Source organism: Novosphingobium sp. BL-S-24 (genome assembly GCF_055521575.1).
Genome location: NZ_CM145488.1, coordinates 2,249,574 through 2,268,985, shown reverse-complemented (window position 1 = coordinate 2,268,985; position 19,412 = coordinate 2,249,574). Strand labels below are relative to the sequence as shown.

At 63.8% G+C, this 19,412-nt stretch carries 15 protein-coding genes; 2 read left to right on the top strand and 13 right to left on the bottom strand.

Annotated features, from left to right (window positions below):
* Window positions 1–142: 142 nt before the first annotated feature.
* The 9 genes from ACZ1JM_RS16285 to ACZ1JM_RS16245 form a co-directional block, all read right to left on the bottom strand.
* Window positions 143–802, bottom strand: coding sequence for a LolA family protein (locus ACZ1JM_RS16285; RefSeq protein WP_465133398.1), 660 nt, complete (start codon window positions 800–802; stop codon window positions 143–145).
* Window positions 803–844: 42 nt separating this feature from the next.
* Entirely contained in the window at window positions 845–1,012 is a 168-nt protein-coding gene (gene rpmG / locus ACZ1JM_RS16280; protein WP_160986321.1) for a 50S ribosomal protein L33, read from the bottom strand.
* Between the two features lie 164 nt (window positions 1,013–1,176).
* On the bottom strand, window positions 1,177–1,971 hold the full coding sequence (gene ppk2 / locus ACZ1JM_RS16275; RefSeq protein WP_465133397.1) for a polyphosphate kinase 2: 795 nt from the start codon (window positions 1,969–1,971) through the stop codon (window positions 1,177–1,179).
* 4 nt (window positions 1,972–1,975) lie between these two features.
* Complete coding sequence (locus tag ACZ1JM_RS16270) at window positions 1,976–2,788, bottom strand: undecaprenyl-diphosphate phosphatase (RefSeq protein WP_465133396.1); 813 nt, start codon at window positions 2,786–2,788, stop codon at window positions 1,976–1,978.
* A 118-nt stretch (window positions 2,789–2,906) separates the two neighbouring features.
* A complete protein-coding gene (locus ACZ1JM_RS16265) occupies window positions 2,907–5,084 on the bottom strand; it encodes a M13 family metallopeptidase (RefSeq protein ID WP_465133395.1) in 2,178 nt (725 codons plus the stop codon).
* A 145-nt stretch (window positions 5,085–5,229) separates the two neighbouring features.
* Window positions 5,230–5,790, bottom strand: coding sequence for a nucleotidyltransferase family protein (locus ACZ1JM_RS16260; RefSeq protein WP_465133394.1), 561 nt, complete (start codon window positions 5,788–5,790; stop codon window positions 5,230–5,232).
* Entirely contained in the window at window positions 5,787–6,797 is a 1,011-nt protein-coding gene (locus tag ACZ1JM_RS16255; RefSeq protein WP_465133393.1) for an XdhC family protein, read from the bottom strand. Before ACZ1JM_RS16255 ends, ACZ1JM_RS16260 begins: the two co-directional genes overlap by 4 nt.
* 107 nt (window positions 6,798–6,904) lie before the next feature.
* On the bottom strand, window positions 6,905–7,567 hold the full coding sequence (locus ACZ1JM_RS16250; protein ID WP_465133392.1) for a murein L,D-transpeptidase catalytic domain-containing protein: 663 nt from the start codon (window positions 7,565–7,567) through the stop codon (window positions 6,905–6,907).
* A gap of 188 nt (window positions 7,568–7,755) precedes the next feature.
* Window positions 7,756–9,000: a polyhydroxyalkanoate depolymerase gene (locus tag ACZ1JM_RS16245; RefSeq protein WP_465133391.1), complete on the bottom strand. Its 1,245-nt coding sequence runs from the start codon at window positions 8,998–9,000 to the stop codon at window positions 7,756–7,758.
* A 243-nt stretch (window positions 9,001–9,243) separates the two neighbouring features.
* On the opposite strand from ACZ1JM_RS16245, the gene ACZ1JM_RS16240 reads away from it, so the two are divergent.
* Entirely contained in the window at window positions 9,244–11,055 is a 1,812-nt protein-coding gene (locus ACZ1JM_RS16240) for an ABC transporter transmembrane domain-containing protein (RefSeq protein WP_465135107.1), read from the top strand.
* 351 nt (window positions 11,056–11,406) lie between these two features.
* On the opposite strand, the gene ACZ1JM_RS16235 is transcribed toward ACZ1JM_RS16240, so the two are convergent.
* Together ACZ1JM_RS16235 and ACZ1JM_RS16230 are read right to left on the bottom strand one after the other, a co-directional pair.
* On the bottom strand, window positions 11,407–12,651 hold the full coding sequence (locus ACZ1JM_RS16235) for a UbiH/UbiF/VisC/COQ6 family ubiquinone biosynthesis hydroxylase (protein ID WP_465133390.1): 1,245 nt from the start codon (window positions 12,649–12,651) through the stop codon (window positions 11,407–11,409).
* Window positions 12,648–14,291, bottom strand: coding sequence for an alkaline phosphatase family protein (locus ACZ1JM_RS16230; RefSeq protein WP_465135106.1), 1,644 nt, complete (start codon window positions 14,289–14,291; stop codon window positions 12,648–12,650). The genes ACZ1JM_RS16235 and ACZ1JM_RS16230 overlap by 4 nt, the downstream gene beginning before the upstream one ends.
* Before the next feature lie 141 nt (window positions 14,292–14,432).
* Between ACZ1JM_RS16230 and ACZ1JM_RS16225 the strand changes: the two genes are divergently transcribed.
* A complete protein-coding gene (locus ACZ1JM_RS16225) occupies window positions 14,433–16,484 on the top strand; it encodes a protein-disulfide reductase DsbD family protein (protein ID WP_465133389.1) in 2,052 nt (683 codons plus the stop codon).
* Window positions 16,485–16,493: 9 nt separating this feature from the next.
* On the opposite strand, the gene ACZ1JM_RS16220 is transcribed toward ACZ1JM_RS16225, so the two are convergent.
* Both ACZ1JM_RS16220 and ACZ1JM_RS16215 read right to left on the bottom strand, forming a co-directional pair.
* A complete protein-coding gene (locus ACZ1JM_RS16220; protein WP_465135105.1) occupies window positions 16,494–17,249 on the bottom strand; it encodes a sigma-70 family RNA polymerase sigma factor in 756 nt (251 codons plus the stop codon).
* Between the two features lie 32 nt (window positions 17,250–17,281).
* Window positions 17,282–19,411 (bottom strand): flagellar biosynthesis protein FlhA, encoded by a 2,130-nt coding sequence (locus tag ACZ1JM_RS16215; protein WP_465133388.1) that lies wholly within the window; start codon window positions 19,409–19,411, stop codon window positions 17,282–17,284.
* Between the last annotated feature and the right edge of the window lies 1 nt (window position 19,412).

Genomic DNA, 19,412 nt, shown 5'->3' with positions numbered 1-19,412 from the left:
CGCCTCACAACCGCTTTGACACAACCTATGTAGGGTGCCCCGCCTTGCTGCCAAGTGAACGAAATTCAGAAAACTGTCGCAGTTTGTCGCCGTGTCAGAACGTCAGCCGACAGGCCGGTTCCGACGGACGACGAAACCCTTTTTAGCGACGATTTCTTGGACGCGGGTCGTTCCAGCGAAAATCGCTGTCGGTCACCGGGACGCCATAACGCTGGTTGGAAAGCGCGATCGTGGTGCGCTTGTTCTGCGAATCGAGCGAGACCCAATAGGTCAGTTCGAGCCCGCCGGGCGCTGATGGCTTGCGCGAAAAGATCAGCGTGATCACGCCGTATTCGGGATGCGAACGATCGCGCACTTCGATGCTGGTGACGTTCGGATTGCCGGTCTGCAGCACCTTGCCGTACTTGGCGACATCGCGCTTGGGATCGAGCAACGCGCCCAGCGGGCTGTTGCTGATGGGCCAGCGCTGCACCTGCCGCACGTCGTAGTCGATGAGCGTCAGCGCCTTGCCATCGCCGACGATCAGCATGTTGGCGCTTTTTTCATACTGAAAACGGATCTTGCCGGGCCGCTTCAGCGTCATCACGCCGCGTACGGTCTGACCGGAGCGATCGGTCTGAACGAAGTCCGCCTTCATCGTATCGATCGCGCGCAGCGCATCGACTGCCTGCGCGAGCTGCTCAGCATCGGCGGACGACGACGGCGCTGCAATTGCCGCAGGTGCCACGAAAGCGCCGGCTGGAACGACAAGCGCGGCCAAAGCGGCCGCGCCCACGCGAAAAGTTCTGGTCAGTTGGTTCATGGCTTCCCCAATGGGTCCACAGCCTTGAACCGACCGTGAACCTTACTTGATCTTGGCTTCCTTGAACTCGACATGCTTGCGCACGACGGGATCGTACTTCTTGAAGTTCATCTTTTCGGTCGTGTTCCGGGGATTCTTCTTCGTGACGTAGAAAAATCCGGTGTCGGCAGTCGAGACCAGACGGATCTTGACGGTTGCGGGCTTCGCCATGACGGTTTCCTGTACTCTTTTCAGTCGCCCGTCATGCGATCACAGACCGGCGTTCCATTCGTTTGAAACAGCGAAGGCGGCACGGGTAGCGCCGCCCTTCAAGGTTGCGCCCCTTGCTGGATCAGGGGCACAAAGTCAAGCGCGGCACACATGATCGCAATCGATCAAGGAGCCGAAAACGGCGCGATCGGCTTAAGAACGCCGAATTTCTCGCGATGCAGCTTTCCGTCAAGCGGTGGAAGGTCCAGTTCCGGCTCATCGCAGGCCATGTCGGGCAAGCGATCAAGCAGGTCGCGAATCAGCGTGAGCCGGCCACGCTTCTGGTCGTTGAAGTCCACCAGCGTCCATGGCGCCTGGTCGGTGTGCGTTGCTTTCAGCATCGCCTCGCGCGCCTTGGTGTAATCCGCGTATTTTTCGCGCGCGGCGATATCGACCGGTGACAGCTTCCACCGCTTGAGCGGGTCCTGCGCCCGTTCGGCGATGCGCTCTTCCTGCTTTTCCTGGTCGCACGTCAGCCAGTATTTAAAGAGTAGGATGCCATCATCGACCAGCGCCCGCTCGAACAGCGGTGCGTGCTGCAGGAAGGCATCGACCTGTGCCTCGGTCGCATACCCCATGACCCGCTCCACCCCGGCCCGGTTGTACCAGGATCGATCGAACAGCACGATCTCTCCCTTGGCCGGAAGGTGCGGGACATAGCGCTGGAGATACCACTGGCTCTTTTCCCGATCGCTGGGCGCCGGGAGTGCGACGGTGCGGCATTGGCGCGGATTGACGTGATCGGAAATGGCGGCAATCGCGCCGCCCTTCCCCGCCGTATCCCGTCCCTCGAACAGGACCACGATCCGCGCGCCGGACACTTGCGCCCAGCGCGCCATGCCGACGAGTTCCTCGGCCATCGGTTCGAGCAGCTTTTCGTATTCCTTGCGGTGCAGCTTCCCAGACTTCTCACCGCCCATGACGTCAGACCCTTGAAAGGAGGAACAATGCCAGCGCCCCGGCCACGATACGGTACCAGGCGAACGGCGCAAAGCCGGAACGGCTGACGAAGGCCATGAACGCCTTGATCACTACCAGCGCCACCACGAACGAGACGAAGAACCCGATCCCGATCTCATCCCAGCCGACGGGGCCAGTGCCCGCCATGAGCTTGTCGCGCGCGCCCAGCAGTTCGAGCGTCGTCGCGCCGATCATCGTCGGTACGGCAAGGAAGAAGCTGAATTCAGCGGCAGTCCGCCGCTCTACCCCCATTGCCAGTGCGCCCATGATCGTCGCGCCGGAACGGCTGACGCCCGGGACCATGGCAAGGCATTGCGCCAGACCAACACCCAGGCACTGCTTGGCTGGCAGCTCGGCAACGCCGGTCAACGGACCGGGCTTGGCGATTTTCTCGACGCCAAGGATAGCGATGCCGCCGATGATCAGTGCCCAGGCCACGATGGCAGGCTCACCGAGCATGGCATCGATATAGTCTTTCAGCGCCAGCCCCAGGATCGCTGACGGGATGAATGCCAGCAGGATGTTGCGGACGAACCGCAGCGACGTGGGATGGAACTTGAGCAAGCCCATGCCCACGGCCCAGAACGTCCTCCAGAACTGGACGATGACCGCCAGGATCGCGCCCAGCTGGATGACGATGTTGAAAGTGGCCCATTGGCCGGCATCATACCCGAACAGGCGGGTCGCCAGAATGAGGTGGCCGGTAGAGGATACCGGCAGGAATTCGGTCAGCCCCTCGACAATGCCGAGGAGGATTGCGGTAAAAGTCAGGTCCATCGGCGGGAGGTCATGCCGGATGGTACGGCCAAGTCAAGCAGGCCCGGCGGTCGATACGGTGAAATAACGGTTGAAGGGCGGCCCTCGCTTGATACCGAAGCGAGGGCCGCCGATTGCATTACCAGATGCGCACGCGATCCTGCGGAGCGAGATATAGCTTTTCGCCGGGCTTCACGTCGAACGCCTTATACCACTCGTCGAAGTTACGTACGATGCCGTTGATGCGGTACTGCGGGGGCGAGTGCGGGTCGGTGATCAGGTACTGGCGCGCCTGCTCCTCGCGCACCTTGCTACGCCACACCTGCGCCCAGCCCATGAAGAAGCGCTGGTCGCCAGTGAAACCATCGATCACCGGCGCGGGCTTGCCATTCAGCGACAATTTATAGGCGCGGTAGGCCAGGCTGAGACCGCCAAGGTCGCCGATGTTCTCACCCATCGTCAGGCGTCCGTTCACGCAGGTCTTGCCATCGTCGAACGGGCAAAGCGCATCATACTGGGCGGCAAGCTTGTCCTGCAGCTTTTCGAAGGCGGCCTTGTCCGAAGCGGTCCACCAGTCGCGCAGGTTGCCGGTCCCGTCGGACTTGGCGCCCTGATCGTCGAAGCCGTGGCCCATTTCGTGCCCGATCACCGCACCGATCGCGCCGTAGTTCACCGCCGGGTCCGCCGTCAGGTTGAAGAACGGCGGCTGGAGGATGGCGGCAGGGAACACGATCTCGTTGAAGGTCGGGTTGTAGTACGCGTTCACCGTCTCTGGCAGCATGCCCCATTCGGCACGGTCGACGTTCTGGCCGATGCGGTTCATCTGGAAATTGGTTTCCCACTTCCCGGCGGCCAAGGCATTGCCCAGCGGATCGTTGGGCTTGAAGGTCAGGCCCTGATAGGTCTTGAACGTTTCAGGATGGCCGATCTTGGGCGTGAAAGCGTTGAGCTTCGCTTCGGCTTCCACCCGCGTTGCCGGGCTCATCCACGAAAGGTCGCGCAAGTTGGCGGCCATCGCCTTGCGAAGGTTGGCGACCAGATCAGCCATCGCTGCCTTCTGCTCGGGCGGGAAGTACTTTTCGGCGTAGATCTTGCCGACGAGTTCCCCGGCCATGCCTTCAACCGCGCCAATGCCCCGCTTCCAGCGAGGACGCTGCTCGGGCTGGCCGGACAGGGTCTTGCCATAGAAGTCGAAGTGGGCAGCGTCGATATCGGACGGCAGAACGGCTGCATTGTCGCTCAGGAAATGCGCGGTCAGGTAGGCCTGCCAAGTGGCAAGCGGAACCGTCTCTACCAGCTTGACGACAGCGGGAACGCCACCACCGAACAAGGTCTGTGCCTTGGCCGGATCGATGCGGGCTGCGGACAGTTCTTCGGCAGTCGGCGGGATTTCAGCGGCCAGGACGTAGCTGGCCTTCTGCGCGCCCAGGCTGTCGAGGAAACTGCGCACCGTACCTTTCGATCCCATCGCCTCGAACTCGGCGACGGGCACCTTGTTGTAGGTAAGATCGGGGTTGCGGGCGGCGGCACGATCCCAGTCGGCCTTGGCAATGCTGGTTTCCAGCGCCAGCACCGCATCGGCGGCGGCCTGCGGGTTGGCATTGCCGGCCTTGCCCAGCAGGAACGCAAGGTAGGCCTTGTACTTGTTGCGCAGCGTGACTGAGCGCTCGTCGTTCTTCAGGTAATAGTCGCGATCGGGCAGGCCCAGCCCCGACACGCCGATGTTCAGCGCGTAGATGTCGCTCTGCTTGTCATCGGCGTTCACGTAGGCGCCCAGCGGCGAGGCATAGCCGGGCTGGCCAAACAGGCGGCCGAGATCCGCCGGGTTCTTCGCCGCCTTGATGCGATCGAGATAGGGCTTGGCGGGGGTCAGCCCTGCCGCGTTGATGGCGTTGGTGTCCATGAACGCCTTGTACGCCGCTGCGATACGCGCGTTGTCGGTGCCCGGTGCGGGATTGGACGCGACGAGCTGGTCAAGGATACCGTGCACGCGCTGTTCCGACAGGTCGCTTAATTCGATGAACGAACCCCAACGGGTCCGGTCTGCGGGAAGCACCGCCGTCTTGTTCCACAGCCCGTTCACGAAGGCGTCGAAATCGTCACCCGGCTTGACCGAGCGGTCCACCCATTGGGTCTGGACGCCGAATTTGCCCCAGTCGTTGGATGGTGCAAGCGTCGGCTTGGCGGCCGCCGGGGCAGACGATGCGCGGGTCTTGGTGGTAGTCGCTTCTTTCGCCATCGACGGGGCGGCGGTGCAGATGGCGACGAGGGAAACAGCAGCGCTCAATGCAAGCGCCTTGCCGGAAAAACGAGGCATGTCCTGACCTTTTCAAAAATGGGGTGCGACAGGAAAATAGTAAGCTTGGCATCGGAAATGCCCCGCAATAACGCGCAACATAATTGCTATGTCGCGCAATGCCAGCCGAAAAGTGCGCCATAAAGCAAGAGCACCCAATGATTTGCTAAGCGTCGCGCAGCAGGTCGTCCGGGCGGTCGATGTCAAACAGGCAGGCTGGATCATCGCACTCGACATAGGCCACATCGTCGCGATTGCGAAGAAGCCGTCCGGCTCCTTCGTCCCCGTCCAGGATGGCGATGTCCGCAAATGCGCGCGCCGATAGCAGGACGGGATGCCCGGGCCGCCCTTCGCACCATGGCAGGGCCGCGTAACTCCCGCCGATCGCATGTGCCAGATCGTGGGCAAGACAGGCCGGAATCAACGGCATGTCACCGAGGAATACGAAAGCGGCGTCCGCACCAGCCGACGCCGCTATTCCTGCTTTCAACGTCTGCGACAGCGCATCGCTTTCGATCCGAAGAATGTCGACGGGGCGCGCACCGGGGGACGTCTCAACGGTCGTCTCGGCGCGAGCCACCACGATCACCCGTGACACGGGGGCCTGACATGCCACTGCGATCGCATGAGAGAGAAGTGGCTTGCCTCTGAACGATGCCATCAGCTTGCCGCCGCCAAAGCGCCGACCGTGTCCTGCGGCGAGGACCACGGCGACCCGATCCGTCAAGCGCGCTCTCTTGCCGGATTGATCGCCTGCATGATCTCGGCCAGAATGCCGGTCGCCACTTCCCATGGCGATTTGCCCAGCCCGGTGATCCCCGGCGACAAATGCAGGCGGGACAGTTCCTCCGCCGTGGCGCCTGCCGCCTCCAGCGCCCCGCGACGGTCCGCCGCCCGCGATTTCGCGCCGATCATGCCGACGTAGCCCGCCTTCCCGCGCAGGGCGGCAAGGCATCCGCCCAAGTCGTGATGATCCTCGTGCGTCGCGCCAAGATAGGCCGTCCACCGATCCACCTTCAGATGCTCAAGCGCTTGGGCCGGCTCTTCGCGGAGGTATCTCGCTACCGGAAAGGGCGGCGGGGAAACGGGACCGCCTGGTCGAAGGAGAATCGTTTCGAAACGCGCCATTGCGCCCAGTTGCGCCACGGCAAGCGCGCCCGGATCACCGCCGGACACGATCAGGCGGCGCGGAGGATCATAGCGCCGGGAGATGCGCTTCGGCTCACCCGCCAGATCAAGCAACGGACCGTCATCCGCTATGACGTCCTGCGTCCTGCCATCGCTGATCCAGGTGCAGACCCGGCGCTCACGAGCATGGCGCAACATCACAGCCAACGCCGGGGAATCGGAGGCCACGCGCTCGACCAGCACGTGCAATGCGCCGCCGCAACGAAGTCGCAGATCGATCCATGGGCTGCCCATGCCGTAATGCAACCAGCGCGGCTCGCCGTCGGCGATCACTTGCGCGGCGTGGTTGGCAACATCGCCTTCGATGCAGTCTCCGGAAAAATAGCCGGTTGCCGCCAGCATGCCATCCATGCCGGGAGTGAAAAGCATCTGCGCACCTGGCCCCCGAGGGGCGCTGCCTGCAATCTGATACAGAGTTGCGAGTGCAACCGGCTGCCCGGCCGCGACTGCCTCCGCCATTGCCGGGCGCACATCATCGATCCAGCCGAACTGCGGCCAGTCCGCATCCTTGATCTCGGCAGCCAGAGTAGGCTCGGCAACTACCATCTAAATCCTGCGTGCGGAGAGGCGCGAAAGAGCAGAGCACCCTTCCGGAACACGTTCTGGTCGAACTGACACGGTACGGCGCGGTTCCCACGGGGGAACGCGATCGCTTACGCCGCGCCGATACGATCCGCGAATAGCAGGCGACCGCCGGAAAGGCGCCACAATGCTTCGTTGAAATCGGAATTGCTCATGGCGAAGCAGCCTTCGCTACGGCCGAGCTTGCCCCACTTTTCAACCATCATCGTGTCGACATACCATGCCGGATGCATGACGATGGCGCGCGGCAGGGCCATCGAATTATCCTGATCAAGACCGAGCAGGCGGATCGATGTGCCGTATTTGCCCTTGTACCATTCCGCCGTCAGATAAGCACCGCGTGAGGTCGCCTCCGACCCCGGAACGTTGGAAAAATTCTGAAGCCAGCCGCTATGCCCCGGGTCCGATCCTCGCCCATGAGCGACCAGGAACGACCTGATGGTCCCATCCTCAAGATTCGCAAAATGAAGCCGCGGGCTGGACGAAGGCTGCGCGAAGTCCACGACGCCGACGATGTCGGCACGCCAGAGCCTGCCGCGCACCCGCTGCGATTGCCGGGCCGCCACGTCCAGAACACGTCGCTGATAGGAAGTCAGCCCACTGGCGAGCGCCGGCGTGCTGGAAATTGAAGGAAACGTGCTTTGAAGGGTCGTTGCAGAAGTGCCGCCAACATCGGCTGCATCTTCCGTCGCAAACGCTCGTGTCGGCAAGGCCAACCCAAGCCCAGCCATCAACCCGTTCGTCAGTATTTTCCGCCGAGAATGCGCCCGATCCATAGTTGCACTTATAACACAATCGAACGCACTGATCTACTCCATCGTGAGACCATCGGCGCATGGCTCGCGCATCCTGGCGCAAGCGAGCAAGGCATCGCCTGATCCGCCCCGCTTTCGAGCGCGGCGAATCAGGCCGATAAATTAGCTCAGGCGACGACCTTGAGCGGCTTGCGGCTGTGCTGGGAAATCCAGTCTTCCAGCACCGGGGCAATGCGAGTGCGCCATTTGCCGCCATTGAAGATGCCGTAGTGCCCCACCTCTTCGGCGAGATGATACTTCTTGCGATCATCGGACAGATGGCTGGCGAGGTGTAGTGCAGCCTTGGTCTGGCCGATGCCCGAAATATCGTCCCGCTCACCCTCGATAGCCAGCAGAGCCGTGTCGCGAATCGCGGACAGGTCTATGCGCTGGCCCCGGTGGACGAACTCACCCTTGGGCAGCGAATGCTTCTGGAACACATGCTCCACCGTCTGGAGGTAGAAGTCTGCGGTCATGTCGCAGACTGCGCGATACTCGTCGTAGAACGCCTTGGTGGCGTCGGCGCTATCACCGTCGCCAGCGACCATGTGCTTGAACATGCCGTAGTGGCTCATCATGTGGCTGCCCAGGTTCATCGCCATGAAGCCCGCCAGCTGCAGGAAACCGGGATAGACCTTGCGGCCGCCACCGGGATACGTGAGAGGCACCGTGGCGATGACGTTATGCTCGAACCAGGAAAGCGGCTGTTGCATGGCGACGTCGTTGACGCTGGTGGGCGCTTCACGCGTGTCGATCGGGCCGCCCATCATGGTCAGCGTGGCCGGGCGGCACGGATTCTGGCGAGCCCCCATGATCGCCGTCGCGGCGTAGGCCGGTACCGAGGGCTGGCATACGGCAAGAACGTGTGTGCCCTCTCCGATATGCTCCAGAAAATCGATGACGTAATCGATGTAATCATCAAGGTCGAACCGGCCCGCGCTCATCGGCACCAGTTTCGCATCGGCCCAGTCGGTGATGTACACCTCGCACCGCTCCAGCATGCGGGCGACGGTGCCGCGAAGAAGCGTGGCGTAGTGGCCGCTCATCGGTGCGACAATCAACAGCTTCGGCGCGTCGGCAGGGAGGCCAGCATGGCGGAAACTGAGCAGGTTCGCGAACGGGCGACGGAGAACGATCGATTCGGTCACCGGGTAAGTCTTGCCGTCCACACCGACCGTCTCGATCCCGAACGCGGGCTTGCCGCGCGGGCTGGTGGCATGGGCAAACACGTCCAGCGCGGACGCCATTATGGGTCCGAACCCGAAGTATCCCATTGGCAGGGCGGGGTTGTTCAGCATTTCCGCGCCGACCGATGCCCAGGCGGCCGCGCCGTTGAGCATGGTGCGCTGCAGTTCATATGCGTTGTAGAGCAAGGTAAATCTCCTGGCCTCTGCATGGCCTGATGCCGTCTTATATAAGGTAATAGGTAAACGGCGCATATTGTTGCAATGCGGCAATTCCGAATTCTGGCATGGGTTTTTCGCATGAGAGCGGCGGTTCGTCCCGATTACCGGCACGAATGTTCGCGGAACGAAGCCTTTTCCTGATCGCCACGAGGTTGTAAGGGCGCGCGGATGAACGCGACGCAGGGCAATCTCACCGGGGCAGACGGCATGATGGCAAGCCAGGCCGACAAACCGGCGCCCACGTCACCAGCATCATCGCGCAACAAGCTCGGGCCATTGCGCATGGTCTGGCGCGAGATGCTGAAATACCCCGGCAGAATGGCAGCGGCAGGCCTGGCGCTGATCGTGACGGCCACATCGACACTCGCGATACCCTACGGCTTTCGCCAGATCATCGACCAGGGATTTGCGGAAGGGGCGGACCCGAACGCGATCCAGCGCTGGTTCCTGATGCTCCTGGGCGTGGTTGTGGTACTCGCCATCGCAACCGCGATCCGGTTCTACTCGGTTTCCTGGCTAGGAGAACGAGTGATCGCGGACGTCCGCCTGCGGGTGCAGAAGCACATGCTGACGCTGGCGCCCAGTTTCTTCGAGGATAACAGCCCCAAGGAAATCTCCTCACGGCTGACGGCGGACACCGCCATCATCGAGCAGATCGTGGGAACCACGGTATCGGTGGCGCTGCGCAATCTGATCATGGCGATCGGCGGGGTCGTCTACCTGTTTGCCCTGGAGCCGACTTTGACGGCGGGGCTGATCATCGCCATCCCGGTCATCATCATCCCCATCACGATATTCGGCCGCCGTCTGCGTGCCGTCTCCCGCTCCAGTCAGGACCGCGTGGCCGACATCGGCGCGCTGACCGGCGAAGTGCTCGGCGCGTTGAAGGTGGTGCAGGCTTTCAACCAGGAGGGGCGCGAACACCAGCGCTTCGCCGCCGCGGTGGAACGCACGTTCGATACCGGCAAGCAGCGCATCGCCATTCGCGCGATCATGACCGCCGTGATCATGTTCCTGATCTTCGGTTCGATCACCGCGATCATGTGGCGCGGCGCGATCGGAGTGGCCGAGGGGACGATAACCGGCGGCACCATCGCCGCCTTCGTCGTCACCGCAGGCATCGTCGCCGGCGCGTTTGGTTCGTTGACCGAAGTCTACGGTGATCTGGTGCGCGGCGCCGGGGCCGCCAGCCGCCTTGCCGAGCTGCTGGGCGAACGCCCGACGATCGCCGCACCCGCCAGAGCCCAGCAACTCCCCCAGCCGCCGCGCGGACAGCTGGCGTTCGAGGGTGTCACGTTCCGCTATCCTTCCCGTCCCGATCTTCCCGCTCTGCACGATTTCAGCCTGAGCATTGAGCCGGGCGAAACCGTGGCCATCGTCGGACCGTCAGGCGCAGGCAAGTCCACCCTGTTCCAGCTGGCCGAGCGGTTTTACGATCCGCAGGCCGGCGCGATCAAGATCGACGGAGTTCCACTCTCCTCCGCCGACCCCGCCCAGATCCGCGAGCGCATCGCGCTGGTGCCGCAGGAAGGCGTGCTGTTCGCCGCCACCGCGCGCGACAATTTGCGCTATGGCAACTGGGATGCCGATGACGCCGCGATCTGGGAAGCGGCGCGCGCCGCCAATGCGGAAAGCTTCCTTCAGGCCCTGCCGCAAGGACTGGATACGTTCCTGGGCGAAGATGGCGGGCGGCTGTCAGGCGGTCAGCGTCAGCGGCTTGCCATCGCCCGCGCGCTCCTGCGCGACGCTCCGATCCTGTTGCTGGACGAAGCGACCAGCGCGCTGGATGCCGAGAGCGAGAGGCTGGTGCAGGACGCGCTGGAGCGGCTTATGGCCCATCGCACCACGCTGGTAATCGCTCATCGTCTGGCGACGGTGCGAAAAGCAGATCGTATCGTAGTGATGGATGTCGGGCGTATCGTCGAACAAGGTAGCCACGATGCACTGAACCGTGGGGGCGGGCTATACGCCAGACTGGCTTCTCTTCAGTTCGACAGTCCGAGTGATACAATGCGTGGATGAAGCTTGATTGAACCAACCAAGACAGATTGTCAGAACAATCCAAGGGTCCAGAATGCGCCAATTAGAGCGATAACTGCCGGAAATGCCAGAAGAGCTGCCTTCATGTCCGAACAGGCGGACCCGTCGTAGGCACAACGCGCGGCAACCCAATTACGCATTTCCGAATCTCCTCTCTCTCCGACGGATTTACCGTTCTGATGCGCTGTTTATGTAGCGCCGCACTCGGTTTATGTAGCGCCGCACTCGGCGTCAAGTTTCCTGCGCGCAGGGCGCTATCCCGTATGTGATCATCGGGGTGGGCGAGAGAAGCGAAGAAAAGAAGAAAAGAAGGTAAGCTGGCTCTGTGCAGCCTCAGGATTGCAGCAGTTCGGGCAATTTGCCCGACATACCCCGTGCTTCATCCATGAAAAAGCGTTTCAACGCGGGCAGACGCTGGACGGCCCCCATGCCCAGACGCCGCGCCGCGCTGGGCAGACGTCCCGGCACCCCAAACAGGCGCGTGAGGCCGTCTGTCACCGACATCACCATGAACGTATCGAGCGAACGCCATTTTTCGTAGCGGGCGAGCAGCTGCGCGTCGCCCGGCTCAAGTCCGATCCGCATGCCCTCGCTCAATACCTCGACCAGCGCCCCGACATCGCGCAGGCCCAGGTTGAGCCCCTGCCCGGCAATCGGGTGCATGCCGTGGGCGGCATCGCCGATCACGGCCAGCCGATCGTCCACGACTTTGCCCGCATGATGGAACCGCAGGGGATAGCCCATGCGCGGCGCGGCCAGCGATATCGTGCCCAGGACACCGTGCATGCGCTCCGCCACTTCGTTGACGAACATCGCATCGGGCATCGCCAGCACTCCGGCGGCGTCCTTTTCCGCAATGGTCCACACCAGTGCGCTGCGATGGCGACCCTGCTCGTCATCCAGTAGCGGCAGAAGCGCGAACGGACCGGCCGGATAGAAGATTTCCCACGCCGTGTTCGCATGGGACTTTTCGTGGAACAGAGCGGCCACCACGGCACGATGCTTGTATTCCCACTTGGCGAGCGCAAAACCTGCTTCGTCGCGGGTGGGCGACTGGCGCCCTTCCGCAGCGACGAGCAGCGATGATGTCAGCACCCGGCCATCCGCCAGTTCAACTTCGACGCCATAAGGGCTGCGCGAGCGATGGACCGCTTCGGTCTTCACATGCCAGGCGATCGCCGGCTCCTCGCGGGCGGCGGCGAACAGCGCCATGCGCAAGTCGCGGTTCGAGAACATGCGCCCCAGCGAGCCTTCTTCCGGCTTGGGCGTAAAGTCGATCCGTCCCGGCTTCATGCCGTCCGTCACCGCGATGGAATCGATCGGGCAGCCAAGCGCCTCCAGCTTCTGCGCCAGGCCGATGTTGGTGAACAGGTTCCAGCTGGCGGTCGAGATCGCCGACGCGCGGGCGTCCGCCCCAACCGCCACCAGATCAGCGGGGTCGGCACGGTCGATGACGTGGCTGGTGATCCCCGCCCGGGCCGCGGCCAGCGCCAGCGTCATGCCGACAAGGCCCCCGCCCAGAATGATCAGATCGCGGCGATCGGCCGCTGGCTTGGCATCACTATTCGAATCGCTCATCGAGCGCAGCTATCGGACTCCCCGGCGTAGATGTCGAGACACCTGCCGTCCCATGTGCCTGCCGGTTCGCTCAGACCGACCAGCGCAGCCAGCGTGGGGGCGATGTCCACCGTCTCTACCGGCTGGGCCTGCTCCATGCGGGTCATGCCCTTGCGCCAGAACAGCATCGGCACCCGGCGATCGTAATCCCAGGGGCTGCCATGGGTGGCGGTGTAGCCGGGGCGAGCCTTGGTGCCGGGAACGACTGCACGCTTCGTCATCATCAGCACGTCGCCGGATCGCTCAGGGTCGAACGACGCTGCGACGCGCTCGATCTCGGTCCAGTCCTGGGGATGGCCGCTGGGGACCTTCACTGTCTTCAGTTCGTCGGCGGTGTAGGCCCCGGAAATCTGCGGATTGGTTTTCAACTGCGATACCAGCGTGGCGATCACCTTCTTGCGCTGCGACGCGGTCAGCCCCGCGTTCAGCCAGATGTCGCCCGATCCGCCTGCGCCATACAGCAGCGGACCGTCCTTCGGGACGATCCGGGTCGCCTTTGACACGGATGCGGACAGCCCCTCGTCCGTCAGCGACGGGTCCAGGCGAGCGGCATCCGGCACGCCTTGCAGGCGCATCCGCTCTGGCGCGTCGGCCCCGCCATGGTCGGCAGTGAGCACCACGACATAATCCAGCCCGCGCGCATCCAGTGCGTCGAGCAGCGTGCCGATCGTCTGGTCCAGCACGTTCATCTGGATGCACATTTCCACGCCTTCGTTGCCATAGGCATGGCCGACCTTGTCCGTCGCCGAATAGCTGACAGACAACACGTCGGGCACGACATCCTTACCTAGCGGCATTTCGTCCAGCAGGCGCACGGCCATGTCGGTGGTCGCTTCGTCCATCCGGGGGCTGGCGGAATAGCCCTTGAAATCCCCCGCCTTCAGCGGAAAGCGGTAGGTGCCGATGGTGAAGCCGCCGACATCGGTCGGCCGGTCCAGCTCCCCGCACCACGCCGGTACGGGAAGCGCGGCAGCCCCGGCGGCGACGGTTTTCGCCAGCGCGGCGTTTTCGGCCCGTGCGGCGGGGGAGAGATTGCGATCCTCGAACGAGGTGAAGCCCTGCCCCTTGAACCAGTACGCCGCATCCGCCGTGTGCCCGCTCATCATCACCACGGCGCGGTCCTTGGCCGAAACCGCGACATTGAGGGAGGCCGGGTTCTTCTTCTTGAACAGGTCGCCCAGCGTCGGTGCCTTGAGGTGGACCGGGCTGATCACCGAATCTTCGGAATTGCTTCGCGGATTGCTTTCATCTTCCGAACAGTAGACCTGCTTGTCCGTGCGCCCGATGCCCGGCACGAACCAGTTGTTGGCGATGATGCCAGTCCGGTTGGGATGCACGCCGGTCAGAATGGTGGAGTGCCCCGGACAGGTTTCCGTCGCGGCATGCGACTGGAAGCCGGAGGGGAACACCGCCCCTTGCAGCAGCCGCGCCAGACCTTTCGAATAACGCTCACGGTATTGCTGGAACAGGTCGGCCGAATACTGGTCGACCGAAATCGCCACGATCAGCTTGGGAGCGGCCTGAGGCGCTGGCGCCTGAACCGGCGGCGGTGGCGCGGCGTCCTGTGCTAAGGCAGGGATGGCGCTACCGGCTGCCAGCATGGTGGCGAAGGTGGAAGCAAATGCGAACAGTCTGGTGCGCACGAAGGCAGGTTCCTTGATAATTCCGCGCGTAAGAGGCAAGGCGGGGATGACCGGATCGCTGCCCGAACGCAAGGGCCGCCCGAGAGTACGGGAAGCATCATGATTTCGCGCCGCTACGCCGTACTTGTGACGGTCCTATGTCACTTTATGGTAGTTATAGGTGCCGTGCTGGCAAGCGTGGTTCCAGCGCAGGCCGCTCCCAGCCATATCACCGCCGAACTCGTCGCCGGACCGGTCTCCAATACCGGCGAGGCCACTCTGGCAATCAGGATGACGCCCGCGCCGGGATGGCACGGATACTGGATCAATCCCGGTGACGCGGGCCTTGGCATGCAGCTTTCCTGGGACTTGCTGGACGGCGTCAAAACCGGCGAGCCACGCTATCCGGTGCCAAGCACGCTTATCGTGCAGGGACTGATGAACCATGTGTACGAAAGCGAGTACGCGGTTCTGGTGCCCGTCACCGTTCCGGCGTCCAGCCCCGCCGGAACAAGGCTGCCGGTGCGGGTCAAAGCACAGTGGCTCGCCTGTACAGAGCAGATCTGCGTCCCGGAGCGCGCCGAACTGGCGACAGAGATCGTCACCGGCCCTGCCCTGAACGCGGCGAGCGCCAAGCGCTTTGACGAATGGGAGCGCGCCCTGCCCGCTCCGCTTGACGCCGCTGCCGCATTTTCGTTGACCAGCAAGGACTTGCGCATTGCGATCCCGCTGCCTTCGTCGGTCAAGCTGGACAATCCGCACTTGTTCGTGCGGGAGGACAAGCTGATCGATTACGCGGCTCCGCAGCTGTTCAGCCGCAAGGACGACGTGCTGATCGTCACCATCCCGCGCGCCAAATTCGCCCCACGGAGCGCCGATATGATCGAAGCGGTCCTGCGGCTGGATGGAGCAGGCAATGGCATCGCCCTCAGCGGCAAGCCCGGCCCCGTACCCATCGGCGGCGTCCCTGTCACGACCGGAGAGGCACCCGAGCTACCGTCCCTTCCCTGGCTGCTGTTGGCGGCTATCGCGGGCGGCCTGCTGCTGAACGTCATGCCCTGCGTGTTCCCGATCCTGTCGCTTAAGGCGCTGAGCCTGGCGCGCGCGGGCGAAAGCGAGTCCCATGCGCGGGTCGAGGGGCTGGCCTATGCTGCCGGCGTGATCTTCGCGTGCCTTGTCCTTGGCGCGGTGCTTTTGGTGCTGCGTGCCGGGGGCGAGCAAGTGGGCTGGGCCTTCCAGTTGCAGGAACCATGGGTAGTCGTCGCCCTGTTCGCGCTGTCAGTGGCGATCACCGCCAACTTGCTCGGCCTTTTCGAGTTCGCGGTGCCCGGCTTTGCGTCCGGCGGCAGTCCGCAAGGGGCCTTCGCCACCGGTCTGCTGGCCGCTTTCGTCGCTACGCCCTGCACGGGTCCCTTTATGGCGAGCGCCATGGGCGCGGCGCTGCTGCTCCCTGTGGTGCCCGCGCTGTCCCTGTTCATCGCTCTGGGTTTCGGCATCGCCCTCCCATTCCTGGCGGTGGCTTTTGTACCGGCGTTACGCGCGCGACTGCCCCGCCCCGGTCAGTGGATGGTGACGTTCAGGCGAATCATGGCGGTGCCGATGGCGCTGACTGCGCTGGCTCTTGCCTGGCTGATATGGCGCTTGGGCGGCACTGCTTCCCTCGCTTACGTTGCGGCCCTCGGGGCTATCGTATTGGCGATGCTGGCTCTTGCCGGGCGCGCGCAACGCAAGGGGCGCAGGGCCTTGGTGCCTGCCCTGCTGGCGCTGGCCATCCTGATCGGCGGGATCGTCACCATGCCGGAACCACGGCCACAGGCGCAGCAGGCCGCCTCGCTCATCGCCACGCAGCCCTTCTCTCCCGACGCGCTGGCCAAAGCCCGGCGGGGCGGCAAGCCGGTCTTCGTGTGGATGACTGCGGACTGGTGCCTGACCTGCAAGGTGAACGAGGAAGTCGCCATCGAGCGGGAGGATACGAAGGCCGCCTTCGAAAAGGCTGGCGTCGTCGTCCTGCGCGGAGACTGGACGCGCCGCGATCCCGAAATCACCCGCTACCTCACCGCACAGGGCGCCGCGGGCGTGCCGCTTTACGTCTGGTATGACCGTAGCGGCAATCCCGAAAAGCTGCCCCAGGTACTGACCCCCGCGCTACTGTCGGACAAGGCCGCGCAATAACGGCGGGCCTTATAGGATGTCCGCTACGCCCGATAGGCTGGCGCGCAGCTTGTCGATGGCTTGGGCCTTCAGCTGGTGGACACGCGGCACTGACACCTGCAACACCTCGGCGATCTCGGCGAGGTTAAGTTCCTCAACGAAATAGAGCTGGACGATCAGCTTGAGCCGGTCTGGCAGATCGGTGATCGCCTCGATCACCGCGCCGCGCGTTTCCTCGTCGGCCAGCATGCTGAAGCTGTCCGGCGTTTCGGTGGCGAAGGCCATGTTCTGGTCCGAATACACCTCATCTATGGAATCGAAGCGCAGCGGCTGGCTGTCCCCTCGTAAAGATGCCAGTTCGATCTCATCGATGCCCATTGCCTTCGCCAGTTCATCGGGGCGGGGTTCGCGGCCCAGGCTGCCGCGCAGCGCGGTTTCCTGCTCGGCCAGCAAGCGGCGGCGTTCATTGGCGCCGCGCGTCATCGGCATGGTGCGGCGGATCATGTCCACCATCGCCCCGCGCACCCGCATCTTTGCGTAAGCGGCAAAGCCGTCTTCGGTCGGCCCGGCGTGCTTTTGCGCGCATTCGGTAAGCGCGACGAGCCCGGCCTGCACCAGATCCTCCAGCTCGATGCCCGGCCGTCCGGTGCCGTGGACGTGCCATGCCTGGCGGCGGACCATCGGCAGGAAGCGGCGGACCCGATCCGCGACGTCGCCCTGATAGGCGCGATGCGCAGGGCTGGCGGGCACGGCGGGCTTCGGCTCCGGGCGACCCGCGCCCAGCATGGTCGACGTCGAAAAGGCGGTCTGATCGTGGTTCATGCTGCCATGCTCTCTTGATCGTAGTCGTCAGGCGCGGGCAGGCCGCGCGGTTCATGGGGCGGGGCCGCGCCGATGACGTCGATGACTTCGATCGGCTGGGTCGCGGGCAGTTCGGATATCGAAAGCACCAGGCACGTCGGCGCACGCAGGCGCAGCAGCGCGGCGAGCGCGCGGCGGGCACGCGGCTGGACCACCAGCGTCAGCGGGATCGCGCCGGGACCACGTTCGTCACCAAGCGCGCCGATACGCTCGCCGATCATGCGCGCCAGATCGGGTTCGATGACCGGTTGGCCGGTGGCCGGATCGAGCATGCCCTGAACGATCGCATTTTCCAGCCCGGCGTCGAGCGTGACGACCGGCAGGCGCTGGTTCGGCGGGCAGATGCGTCCGACGATCAGCGCGCCCAGATCGGTGCGCACCAGTTCGACAAGGCGATCGTGATCCGCCGTCAGCTGCACCGCGCGTGAAAGGCTGGCGAAGATCGGGACCAGATGCGAAATCGGGATGTGGTCTTCGAGAAGTGCGCGCAGGAGGCGGGTGACTGCGGCGAGGCTGAGCGGCTGCGGGTGGACGGTTTCGACCAGACCAGCAGAGTGTTCCTTGAGCGAGTCGATCAGCGCGCGCACCTGATCCGGGCCGAGCAGATCCTGCGGACGGGCTGAAAGCAGCTGGTTAAGATGCGTTGCGATAACCGTGCCGGGATCAACGGTAAGGAAACCTTCCGCCGTGGCGTGATCGCGCGCGGCGGGGTCTATCCACAGTGCCGGGCAGCCGAAGCTCGGGTCGAACGTCGGCTCGCCGCGAAGACCGTGGCCGGGCCGCGCTTCGCCAGCGTCGATCGCCAGAACCTTGTCCGCGCGGATCGATGCGCCGCCAAGATTCACGCCGCCAAGGACGATGCGATAGTCATGCGGCGGCATGTCCAGCGCGTCACGCACGCGGAACTGCGGAACGATGAAGCCGAACGACTGGCTCAGCTGCTTGCGCACGCCGGTCACGCGCGTGACGAGGGGCGAGCCGCGTCGTTCATCCACCAGCTGCACCAGGCCATAGCCAAGCTCAATGGTGACGAGGGTATGGTCGGACACATCGTCAAGCTCGATCTTGGACGGATCGGCAGGCGCGACCGGCTCTTCGACCACGGTGGTGGAGGCGATGAGCGCGCGTTCAGCCCGCTTGCGCAGCGAATGCCACAACCAGAAGGCGAGCGCCGATGCCGGGAGGAAGATGCTCTGTGGCATCGCCGGGATCATGCCGATCGCGCCAAGCACGACGGCCACCGGCAACCAGGTACCGGGGGCGGCAAATTGGTTGCCAATCTGACCGGCAAGGTCGCGGCTGTCCGAAACGCGGGTAACGATGGCGGCGGCGGCGATCGAGAGCAGGAGCGACGGCACCTGTGCGACCAGCGCGTCACCGATGGCAAGGGTGATGTACGCCTGCGCGGCTTCCGAAGCGGACAAGCCGTGGCTGATCATGCCCAGGCAGAAACCGGCGATGATGTTAACGCCAAGGATCAGCAGGGCAGCGATCGCGTCGCCCTTCACGAACTTGGACGAACCGTCCATCGAACCGTAGAAATCGGCTTCGGTCGCCACTTCGCGGCGGCGGGCCTTGGCTTCATCTGCGGTCATCAGGCCGGCAGCAAGGTCGGCGTCGATAGCCATCTGCTTGCCGGGCAACGCGTCGAGGGTGAAGCGCGCGGACACTTCCGAAACACGGCCAGCGCCCTTGGTGACGACGACCATGTTGATGATCATCAGGATCAGGAACACGAAGATGCCGACCGCGAAGTTGCCGCCGATCAGGAACGCGCCGAAGCTTTCGATGACCTTGCCGGCAGCCGCTTCGCCTTCGTGGCCATGCACCAGCACGACGCGGGTGGAAGCCACGTTTAGCGACAGGCGCAGCAGGGTGGCGAACAGCAGAACCGAAGGAAAGGCCGAGAAGTCCAGCGGCTTTTCCGCGTTCATCGCGGCCATCAGCACCGCCACCGACAGCGCGATGTTGAGGACGAACGCGACATCGAGAACGAACGCGGGCACTGGCACGATCATCAGGACGATGAGGACCATGATGCCCGCCGGAAGCGCTATCGCGCCGGGGTTACGAATGCGTGAGAACATG

What these genes read in the sequence shown, in the direction of transcription:
- ACZ1JM_RS16285 (WP_465133398.1), bottom strand. Translation starts at nt 802, where the DNA reads ATGAACCAACTGACCAGAACTTTTCGCGTGGGCGCGGCCGCTTTGGCC.
- rpmG (WP_160986321.1), bottom strand. Translation starts at nt 1,012, where the DNA reads ATGGCGAAGCCCGCAACCGTCAAGATCCGTCTGGTCTCGACTGCCGAC.
- ppk2 (WP_465133397.1), bottom strand. Translation starts at nt 1,971, where the DNA reads ATGGGCGGTGAGAAGTCTGGGAAGCTGCACCGCAAGGAATACGAAAAG.
- ACZ1JM_RS16270 (WP_465133396.1), bottom strand. Translation starts at nt 2,788, where the DNA reads ATGGACCTGACTTTTACCGCAATCCTCCTCGGCATTGTCGAGGGGCTG.
- ACZ1JM_RS16265 (WP_465133395.1), bottom strand. Translation starts at nt 5,084, where the DNA reads ATGCCTCGTTTTTCCGGCAAGGCGCTTGCATTGAGCGCTGCTGTTTCC.
- ACZ1JM_RS16255 (WP_465133393.1), bottom strand. Translation starts at nt 6,797, where the DNA reads ATGGTAGTTGCCGAGCCTACTCTGGCTGCCGAGATCAAGGATGCGGAC.
- ACZ1JM_RS16240 (WP_465135107.1), top strand. Translation starts at nt 9,244, where the DNA reads ATGGCAAGCCAGGCCGACAAACCGGCGCCCACGTCACCAGCATCATCG.
- ACZ1JM_RS16235 (WP_465133390.1), bottom strand. Translation starts at nt 12,651, where the DNA reads ATGAGCGATTCGAATAGTGATGCCAAGCCAGCGGCCGATCGCCGCGAT.
- ACZ1JM_RS16230 (WP_465135106.1), bottom strand. Translation starts at nt 14,291, where the DNA reads ATGCTGGCAGCCGGTAGCGCCATCCCTGCCTTAGCACAGGACGCCGCG.
- ACZ1JM_RS16225 (WP_465133389.1), top strand. Translation starts at nt 14,433, where the DNA reads ATGATTTCGCGCCGCTACGCCGTACTTGTGACGGTCCTATGTCACTTT.
- ACZ1JM_RS16220 (WP_465135105.1), bottom strand. Translation starts at nt 17,249, where the DNA reads ATGCTGGGCGCGGGTCGCCCGGAGCCGAAGCCCGCCGTGCCCGCCAGC.
- ACZ1JM_RS16215 (WP_465133388.1), bottom strand. Translation starts at nt 19,411, where the DNA reads ATGTTCTCACGCATTCGTAACCCCGGCGCGATAGCGCTTCCGGCGGGC.